Raw genomic sequence first — 8,439 nt, forward strand, 5'->3', positions numbered from 1 at the left:
AAAGCAGCGGTTTCTTCCGCCGCTTTTTGAGAGTATTTATGATTGCGAAGATGAATTTTGGTCAGCGTCAGAGGAACCGCTTTGATAGTTCCCACCTTCAAAGCTAAACAACTTCTGGATAACTGCATCGGACTGCGCCTGTGTGATGGTACCATCCGATACAAGAGAGGAAAGCAGTTGCGATTCGCGTCCGACTCTTCCGCCACTGGGCGTGCCGGAGCCATCCGGCCTGCTGCCGTTCCATTGCGGATGGCTGCCGCTACCGGATGGACGGCTCTTATTGCTTGCGTTCTGTCGGCGCTGCCCCAGATTCTGAGTCAAAGCGGTTTGAATCTTATCGGCCTGCGCTTGCGTAATCGTCCCTGCTGCAACCAAATCAGACAAGCCCTCCTTAACACGTTGTTCCATTTTTTTTCGCTGATTTTCTCCAACGCTTGAACTGGTTTCTGAAACCGCGGAAGCCGACGCTTTTTTGCTGCATCCCGAAAAGGACACCAGAAGCGCGGCAACTGAAACGGTAACGGCAAGGATTGAGACAAGGCGTAAAGATTTCATAAGAAGCTCCTTTTTCATGAAAACCGAATACGAATTTCTGCATACTGCAGAAAAACAGGGAGATAACCGGGTTATTCGTAACGCAAAGCATCAATCGGGCGTAACTTGGAGGCTTTTGCCGCCGGATAAAGTCCGAATGCAACGCCCACCGCCACCGAAAAGAGAAAGGCGATTAGCATAACCGTGCCGGACATCACCATGACCTGCCCCGTAAAATGCGGCATAACCAGACAAGCTACAACCCCGACCACCACACCTACAATACCGCTCAAACAACTGAGAACCACCGCCTCAATGAGAAACTGAAGCATAATATCCCGCCGTTTAGCGCCAATCGCTTTGCGAATGCCGATTTCCCGTGTCCGCTCAATGACGGAAACCAGCATAATATTCATGATGCCGATTCCTCCGACAATCAGCGAGATTGCTGCAACCGCCGTCAGCATGTTGGTTAATGTAGACGTCGTCTGCGTGGACGTTTGCAACAGGTCGCTCTGGCTGAGTACGCGGTACTGTGTGGTGTCACCGGAAAATTTGTCATACAGCAAATTGTTCAGGTCGGTGGTCGCCGCGTCAATTTTATCAGACGAAGCGGCCTGCACATAATAGGTTTTCACATTGCTGGTGCCAAGCAACCGCTCGGCGGTGGTCAGCGGCATAATGACACGGTTGTCGTTGGACCCTACTGTGGATGTCCCTTTGCTTTCCAAAACACCGACAATCAGGAAATTTGCACCGTTTACCTGCATGGTTTGCCCCACCAGCGACTGATACTGTTTGGTGCTGAGATTGGGGTAAATATTTTGGATGACTTCCGGGCCGATGTCCAACACCTGATAATTGTTATCGATATCATCCTGTGTGATAAACCGGCCATATGCAACCGATACATCCCGCACTTCGGTGTAATTGGAAACGGAACCTTCCACGCTTGCGGTTTCGTTTTCGTCTCCCGCTTTGACGGTCGCAGTGCCCGTTAAATCAGGCGCGACGTTTGCTATGTTTTTGCTTTTCGTCAAAGTAGAAATGTCACCGCTTGAAAGCGTTGCTGTTTTGCTGCCGGTCAGTGAGAGCGTCAGCAAATTGGTACCCATCCCCTCGATGGAGTTGGAAATCGTCTGCTTGGAACCATTGCCGACCGCCAGCATAATGATAACCGAAGAGATTCCGATGACAATCCCGAGCATGGTCAGGAAGGAACGCATTTTATTGGACGCAATCGCTTTAAAAGCCATGTGCAGCGCCTGTGTGAATCTCATGCGCGGCCCACCTCCTCATCCGAAATCAACCGGCCGTCCGAAATACGGACGATGCGGCGCGCTTGTTTGGCAATGTTCAGATCATGGGTAATGAGAACGATGGTATGCCCGGCATCTCCAAGTCTCTGCAAAATCTGCATGACCTCCTTGCCGGTGGTGCTGTCCAAATTGCCGGTAGGTTCGTCGGCAAGAATGACAGGCGGGTTGGTGATGAGCGCCCGCGCGATAGCCACACGCTGCTGTTGACCGCCTGAAAGCTCCATTGGCGTGTGCAGCATCCGGTTGGCCAGTCCAACCTTTTCAAGAGCCTCTGTCGCCCGCTCACGCCGTTCTTTGTTTGAAATCCCCTGATACACCAGCGGCAGTTCCACGTTTTCCACTGCATTCAGTTTGTTGAGCAGGTTAAAACGCTGAAAAATAAATCCAATCATCCGGTTGCGGAATTCTGAAAGCTCATCCTCCCGATACAGGCTAATTTCCTGCCCTTTTAATTTGTAACTGCCGGAAGTGGCAATATCCAGACATCCGATGATATTCATCAGCGTAGATTTACCGGAGCCGGAGGGACCGACGATGGCGACAAACTCATGTTCCGATACCGATAAGGACACATCGTTCAGGGCATGCACTTCGTTGTCGCCAATTACATAAGATTTTACAAGATGCTCTATCTCTATGGTAGCCGCCACTGCAATTCCTCCCCGCCTGCGTTACCGTTGCGCTGTCTTATAAAAGCAGTCATCCTCCGTTTGCCCCCCCGCCGGTTGTTGTCTTGGATGCACTGCCGGAGGTTGTGCCGGCCGTCGTATTTCCTCCGCCGACAGTATTACCCGTGCCACCGGTGCTGCGGCGGCCGTATCCACCACCGCCATATCCACCACCGCCATAGCCGCCACCGCCGCCGTATCCACCGCCGCCAAGCAACGTGCTTAGGCTGGAGCTGGTTTGGCTGCCTGTCAGACTCTTGACGGCCGCAAGATTAATTGTGATTGGTTCTGCCACGCCATCTCCATCGCTTAATCCGCTCTTGATTTCCACTGTGCTGGTGTTCGCAAGACCAATAGTTACTTCTTTGCCATATTTCTGCACCAGCTCACGCGTATCGACATTATCAAGGGGTTTAGCTTTGCCGTTGGAATCGGTTACGCTTGAAGATGGGATAACATATCCTGTGGTCCCCCGTTTTTCCAAAACTGCGGCCGCAGGAACCGTCACCACATTCTGGACACTTTGGGTTACAATATTCACATTGGTGGACATGCCAACTAAAACATTGTCAGGGTTATTGATGCCGACCATGACATTGAATGTTGCCACGCCATTAGAATTGGTGCCGATGGTGTCAACCTCTGTCACCGTGCCAGTGTATGCTTTGCCGAGAATTGCGCTGAGTGTCACATTGGCGGTTTGCCCCGTCTTGACACTGCCAATATCATCTTCATTGACAGACACCTGCGTTTCCATCTGTGTGGGATCAATCACCCCTGCAATAGTCCCGCCGCTCGCCACACTATCCCCTACTTTTACCCCCACCGAAGTAACAGTGCCGTTGACTGGACTGGTGATGTTGTTGGCATCCACGGCAGCTTGCGCGGAAGCAACGTCGTTTTGCGCGGACGTGACCGCCTGCTGGTCGGAAGCAATGGTGTTGTTCAGTGAGGTGCCGTCCTGCTTAAACAGGTTCTGTGCTTTGCCGACCATCTGGTTTTCACTCACGTATACATTGGTAATAGAACTGCCACTGGAGCTTCCAGCCGTTCCGCCGCTGTTTCCGGAACCACTATTACCGGAACCACCGGAAGCATTGGACGAGCCGGAAGATGTGATCTTGTAATAGTTGACGAGCGCCAATGTGCCGCTGCCTACTGATTTCCCATCAGTCGTCGTCACCGTGGCCGTTGAGCCGACTGCCGGGGTATCCGTACCGATGGTAACCGTGATACTTGAAGCTCCCCCTTGCCCACCGCTGACTGCTGTAACTGTTCCGGCCACCGTGCCGCCGTCACTCAGTCCTACATTAACGGCGGCTCCGTTTGCAACAGATGTCTGTGCTCCAGAAATCGTCAGCGTCATCGAGCGGCTGGTGGAAAGATAACAGAGATAGCCAAGCGCACTGACCGTCGAGGCAGTATCTCCCGCGGATACCTGCACCGATTTGATCCGCCCGGCAAGCGGCGCCGTAACATACAGGTTGTTCAGGGAGGCTTGTGCGTTTGCAAGCGTGTTCTGCGCTTGTGTAAGTGCAGCCTGCTTGGTTTCGAGCGTTTGCTGCGCTGCTGGGCTGTTGATATGTGCGAGTACCTGGCCTTGCTTCACAGTGTCCCCACTTTTGACAGAAACGCTGTCCACCGTGCCGGCATCCGGAGCGGTCAACGTCTCCTGTGCGGCATTGGACACCGTACCGGTCCCGGAAACGGTTTTTTCCACATTTCCCGTTCGAGCCTGCGCCAAGCGAAATGTGGTGGTGGATACTGGTGCATTGGCCGATGCCGACACATGGTAGATGACAACACTGCCTCCCACAATGGCAACTACAACTATTACAGCTGTCACTCTAAACCATGTTTTTCGATACCACTTGACTCCACTTTGCCGTGTGCCCGGATCCAAGGATGTGCTGCTTTGCGGCGCGTCTTTTGTCCGCCACGGTTTTTTCATATGGTATTCCCCCGTTTTATCACGCGGTAGACCCGCGTGTGATTAATTAAATCCAGTATCAGTATGCGGAAAATTTGTGACGGATTTATGAAAACCGCGTGAATGGTCTTGAAACATTCCAAATGAGGAAAGTGAAGAAGGCGATGGGAGCACCCGAAATCCGTTGGCAGATATACACGCCTTTCTCTGATTTCTATGTAGGTTTGCTTTTTACGAGAAAATAGCATAAAATAAGGGGTACTTGTGTGTTGCCGTGACCCGTGCAATACGCTTATCAGTGGATGTTGTAAAACAGTTCTTCATTATCGCTTAAGCAGGGGTAAATAAAACATGAATATACGCAGCGAATTTCTTACATTGCGAAAAAAAATTATTGAAGCGGAGTTCTCCCGCATGAATGACCGGCAGAGGCAGGCTGTTCTTGCAACACAAGGACCACTTTTGGTCCTTGCGGGAGCCGGCAGCGGAAAAACCACCGTACTGGTCAACCGTGTCGCCTGCATCTTAAAATATGGCTCTGCTTATGAAAGCGATGCGATTCCGGAAAACCTGACGGAATCCGATCTCACCTATCTGAAAGACTGCCTGGAAAAAAACGCGTTTCAAGATGAACGGCTCAGGGAGTTATTGGCTGTGGACGCACCACCCGCATGGGCGCTGCTTGCCATCACTTTCACCAACAAAGCCGCAAATGAAATGAAAAGCCGACTGGAAAACATGCTCGGCGAACAGGCGATGGAACTTTGGGCATGTACATTCCATTCTGCATGTTCGCGCATCCTGCGTCGGGAGATTGACAAGCTGGAACTGGGCTATTCGCGCTCTTTCACAATCTACGATACAGACGACAGCATTCGGGTATTACGGGAGTGTTGCCGTGATGTTGCCGGTGATGACCGCAGTTTTGCTAATAAAACAGCTCTGCCTGCCATTAGTCGTGCCAAAGAAAAGAATATGAGTCCTGCCGCATTTGAACTGGATGCAGGGGATGATTTTCGTCTAAAAAAAATTGCCACCGTGTACTACAAATATCAACAGGCGCTGCGGCAAGCCAATGCGCTGGATTTTGACGATATGCTGCGCCTGACCGTTATGCTGTTTGAAAAAAATCCAGATGTGCTGGACCATTATGCGCGACGGTTTCGGTATATCTTGGTGGACGAATACCAAGATACCAATCCTGTACAATATAAACTCATCAGTTTGTTGGCCGGCAGAAGTCAAAATCTCTGCGTAGTCGGTGATGACGATCAGAGCATCTACAAATTCCGGGGCGCTACAATTGAAAATATTTTGAGTTTTGAAAAACAATTCAAAAACGCACGGGTTGTCAAGCTGGAACAGAATTACCGCTCCACCTCGGCGATCCTTGATGCGGCCAACGCCGTCATCGCAAACAACGCCGGCCGGAAAAGCAAAAAACTTTGGACGGAAAATCCGGCGGGGGACCGGGTCAGAGCCTGCCGCTTTGAAGATGAGAGCAGTGAGGCGCTGTTTATTGCCAATTCTATTTTAGATAATGTTAAGGCCGGCATGAAATTTTCCGATCAGGCGGTTATATACCGAATGAATGCACAGTCCGGCCCGATTGAGAAGGCCTTTGTGCGTATGGGTATCCCCTACCGGATTATTGGTGGGCACCGGTTCTACGAGCGGTTGGAAATCAAAGATATGATGGCCTATCTGTGCGTCATCAACAACCCGGGTGACAATCTGCATTTTTCGCGGATCGTCAATGCACCGAAACGCAGCATTGGCAGCGCAACCATGGCAGCCGTACAACAAATTGCTGAACAGACCGGACAAACATTATATGAAGTGTTCGATCATTGTCAGGAATATGAATATTTCTCCAAAAAAACAGCGCGTATCGAGTCGTTTATGAATTTCTTGGAACGGATGCGGGGGCAATGCGTGTTGGTTCCGCCGCACGAACTGATTCGCATGGTGATGGAGGAGAGTGGGTATCTTTCTGCCCTTGGGGATGACGACGAAGCAAAAAGCCGCAAGGAAAATTTGAGCACGCTTATTTCCAACGCCGCCGACTATGAACAGAACACCGATGAACCTTCTTTGGAAGGCTTTTTGGAAGAAGCAGCGCTGATGACTGATATCGACAACTATGACGGACAGGCGGATACTGTCGTGATGATGACCATCCATGCCGCAAAAGGGTTGGAATTTCCCGCCGTATTTATAGCTGGCATGGAAGAGGGCGTGTTTCCCGGACAGAGTGTCATGATTTATCCCGAGCAATTGGAAGAAGAACGTCGGTTGGCGTATGTGGGCATTACACGCGCCAAAAGTCGTCTGACATTGACCTGCGCCGGCTCACGCATGTTATTTGGAACGACTGTGCGCAATCGCCCGTCTCGTTTTCTGGATGAGATACCAAACAGCTTGAAAGACGCGCAGGATATGCGGCCGCATTTCGAGCGTCCGCAGATACGTCGTGCGGCACCTGTCGCGCCGGTCAAGTTAGATCGCCCCGGTGTATCCAGACCCGTACAAACCAAAATCGTGTTCGCACCAGGAGATGCCGTTGGGCATGGTACATTCGGTCATGGCTTAGTATTATCAGCAAAATCTATGGGCGGAGACACGCTGCTGGAAATCGCATTTGATACTTGCGGCACCAAAAAACTGATGGCCAATTTTGCCCGGCTGAAAAAACTTTGATACAATCACATCTCCCGTCCATCCTCATAGAATGGTAGTGTAGTGAAATTACATTACGCTTTAGGAGGATTTTTATGGCGGACAGCAAAGCTTCCCCCGCAAATTCCAGCGGGCACAAGACCTTTAAAGAAGCTGTGTGCATAGATACCCCGCGTGTGTACGATTCCTGCAGCGAATAACAATGTGCATGTTATAAGACATATGCCCGTCTTTGCCCAAAGGAAGCCTGCGAGAAGCGGTGTGCCTTTCTTGACAGAAGAAAACACATGTATTATAATTGGAAAACAATTGAATGGGGTGCTGAATGATTTCGGCTGAGAAGAAATGTTTTGATATTTCTAACCCAGAAACCTGATCCGGATAATGCCGGCGTAGGAATACGAAGACTTAACTGCGCCGGTTTTCCAGCGCAGTTTTTTGTATATTGGAGGTAAATACAATGAAAAATCAAAAACAAGCATTCAACAGGGGAACCAGAACCAGAATGAACGCAAGGACTTTGCGCTTGGTGGAAAGCGGAATATTAATCGCGCTTGCCGTCGTACTCAGTCTACTAAAACTGTGGCAAATGCCGCTCGGCGGAGAAATCACCTTTTGCAGTATGCTTCCGATTCTTATCGCCGGCTATAAATACGGCCCAAAATGGGGGCTACTAACCGGTTTTACATTCTCAATTATCAAACTGCTACTGGATGGAGGGTTGCTTTCCAGTTTTGCTGGTATGCACTGGCAAAGCATTGTGGGATCTGCATTTCTTGATTATATCATTGCGTTTTCAGCGCTGGGTCTCGCCGGAATTTATGGCAGAGGTTTTGTCAAGTTTCTGCTCGGTATAGTAACAGCAGTAGCCATTCGGTTTGTATCGCACGTCATCTCGGGTGTCGTTATTTTTTACGCATATGCGTTCGACGTGGGCAGTTTTCCAAAATCGCTCGCATTCTTAAAAGGACATGTATTGGCCTATTCTGTCCTCTATAATGCGTTCTATCTTCTTCCAGACCTTGCCATCTGCCTGGTCGTAGGGATTTTGCTCTATCGTCCATGCCGGTCACTGATCGAGCCCCAAGCCCGTTTTAGCCAGCCTAAATTTCACTGATGCTCCTCTTTACGCCTTCTTTCATATTGGGCTAAACATTGACGCTTTTGTACCCTTATATTCCCTCATTTTTGCTGTGCTGGATGCACCGTGCTGACATGTCCCCAGCCACTGTGATTTCCGCTATTATTAAATTTGCAAAAGGCCTCTTTTTTTTATACTTATAAATTGACAATGCGGATTACTTGCTAT

General features: G+C 50.1%; 6 protein-coding genes and 1 riboswitch. Of the genes, 2 read left to right on the plus strand and 4 right to left on the minus strand.

The window, feature by feature from the left end:
- Nucleotides 1-36: 36 nt before the first annotated feature.
- The 4 genes from ABF463_RS02845 to ABF463_RS02860 form a co-directional block, all read right to left on the minus strand.
- On the minus strand, nucleotides 37-555 hold the full coding sequence (locus ABF463_RS02845) for a hypothetical protein (protein ID WP_415532032.1): 519 nt from the start codon (nucleotides 553-555) through the stop codon (nucleotides 37-39).
- 71 nt (nucleotides 556-626) lie between these two features.
- Nucleotides 627-1,814, minus strand: coding sequence for an ABC transporter permease (locus tag ABF463_RS02850; protein WP_415532033.1), 1,188 nt, complete (start codon nucleotides 1,812-1,814; stop codon nucleotides 627-629).
- Nucleotides 1,811-2,503, minus strand: coding sequence for an ABC transporter ATP-binding protein (locus ABF463_RS02855; protein WP_415532034.1), 693 nt, complete (start codon nucleotides 2,501-2,503; stop codon nucleotides 1,811-1,813). The genes ABF463_RS02850 and ABF463_RS02855 overlap by 4 nt, the downstream gene beginning before the upstream one ends.
- 49 nt (nucleotides 2,504-2,552) lie before the next feature.
- The gene (locus tag ABF463_RS02860; RefSeq protein ID WP_415532035.1) at nucleotides 2,553-4,472 is read right to left on the minus strand and encodes an HlyD family efflux transporter periplasmic adaptor subunit; all 1,920 of its coding nucleotides are present in this window, start codon (nucleotides 4,470-4,472) and stop codon (nucleotides 2,553-2,555) included.
- Nucleotides 4,473-4,802: 330 nt separating this feature from the next.
- Between ABF463_RS02860 and ABF463_RS02865 the strand changes: the two genes are divergently transcribed.
- A complete protein-coding gene (locus ABF463_RS02865; RefSeq protein ID WP_415532036.1) occupies nucleotides 4,803-7,151 on the plus strand; it encodes an ATP-dependent helicase in 2,349 nt (782 codons plus the stop codon).
- A 283-nt stretch (nucleotides 7,152-7,434) separates the two neighbouring features.
- Nucleotides 7,435-7,546, plus strand: a riboswitch (TPP riboswitch).
- 44 nt (nucleotides 7,547-7,590) lie between these two features.
- Nucleotides 7,591-8,247 carry an energy-coupled thiamine transporter ThiT gene (locus ABF463_RS02870; protein ID WP_415532037.1) on the plus strand — a complete coding sequence of 219 codons (657 nt, stop codon included), beginning with the start codon at nucleotides 7,591-7,593 and terminating at the stop codon, nucleotides 8,245-8,247.
- Nucleotides 8,248-8,439: the final 192 nt, after the last annotated feature.

Origin of the sequence: Ethanoligenens sp., from assembly GCF_047718355.1 — a bacterium.
Classification (GTDB): Bacteria; Bacillota; Clostridia; order Oscillospirales; family Ethanoligenentaceae; genus Ethanoligenens.

Bases quoted from the DNA above. Each gene is read 5' to 3' on its own strand.
- ABF463_RS02845 (WP_415532032.1), bottom strand. From the start codon at position 555: ATGAAATCTTTACGCCTTGTCTCAATCCTTGCCGTTACCGTTTCAGTT.
- ABF463_RS02850 (WP_415532033.1), bottom strand. From the start codon at position 1,814: ATGAGATTCACACAGGCGCTGCACATGGCTTTTAAAGCGATTGCGTCC.
- ABF463_RS02860 (WP_415532035.1), bottom strand. From the start codon at position 4,472: ATGAAAAAACCGTGGCGGACAAAAGACGCGCCGCAAAGCAGCACATCC.
- ABF463_RS02865 (WP_415532036.1), top strand. From the start codon at position 4,803: ATGAATATACGCAGCGAATTTCTTACATTGCGAAAAAAAATTATTGAA.
- ABF463_RS02870 (WP_415532037.1), top strand. From the start codon at position 7,591: ATGAAAAATCAAAAACAAGCATTCAACAGGGGAACCAGAACCAGAATG.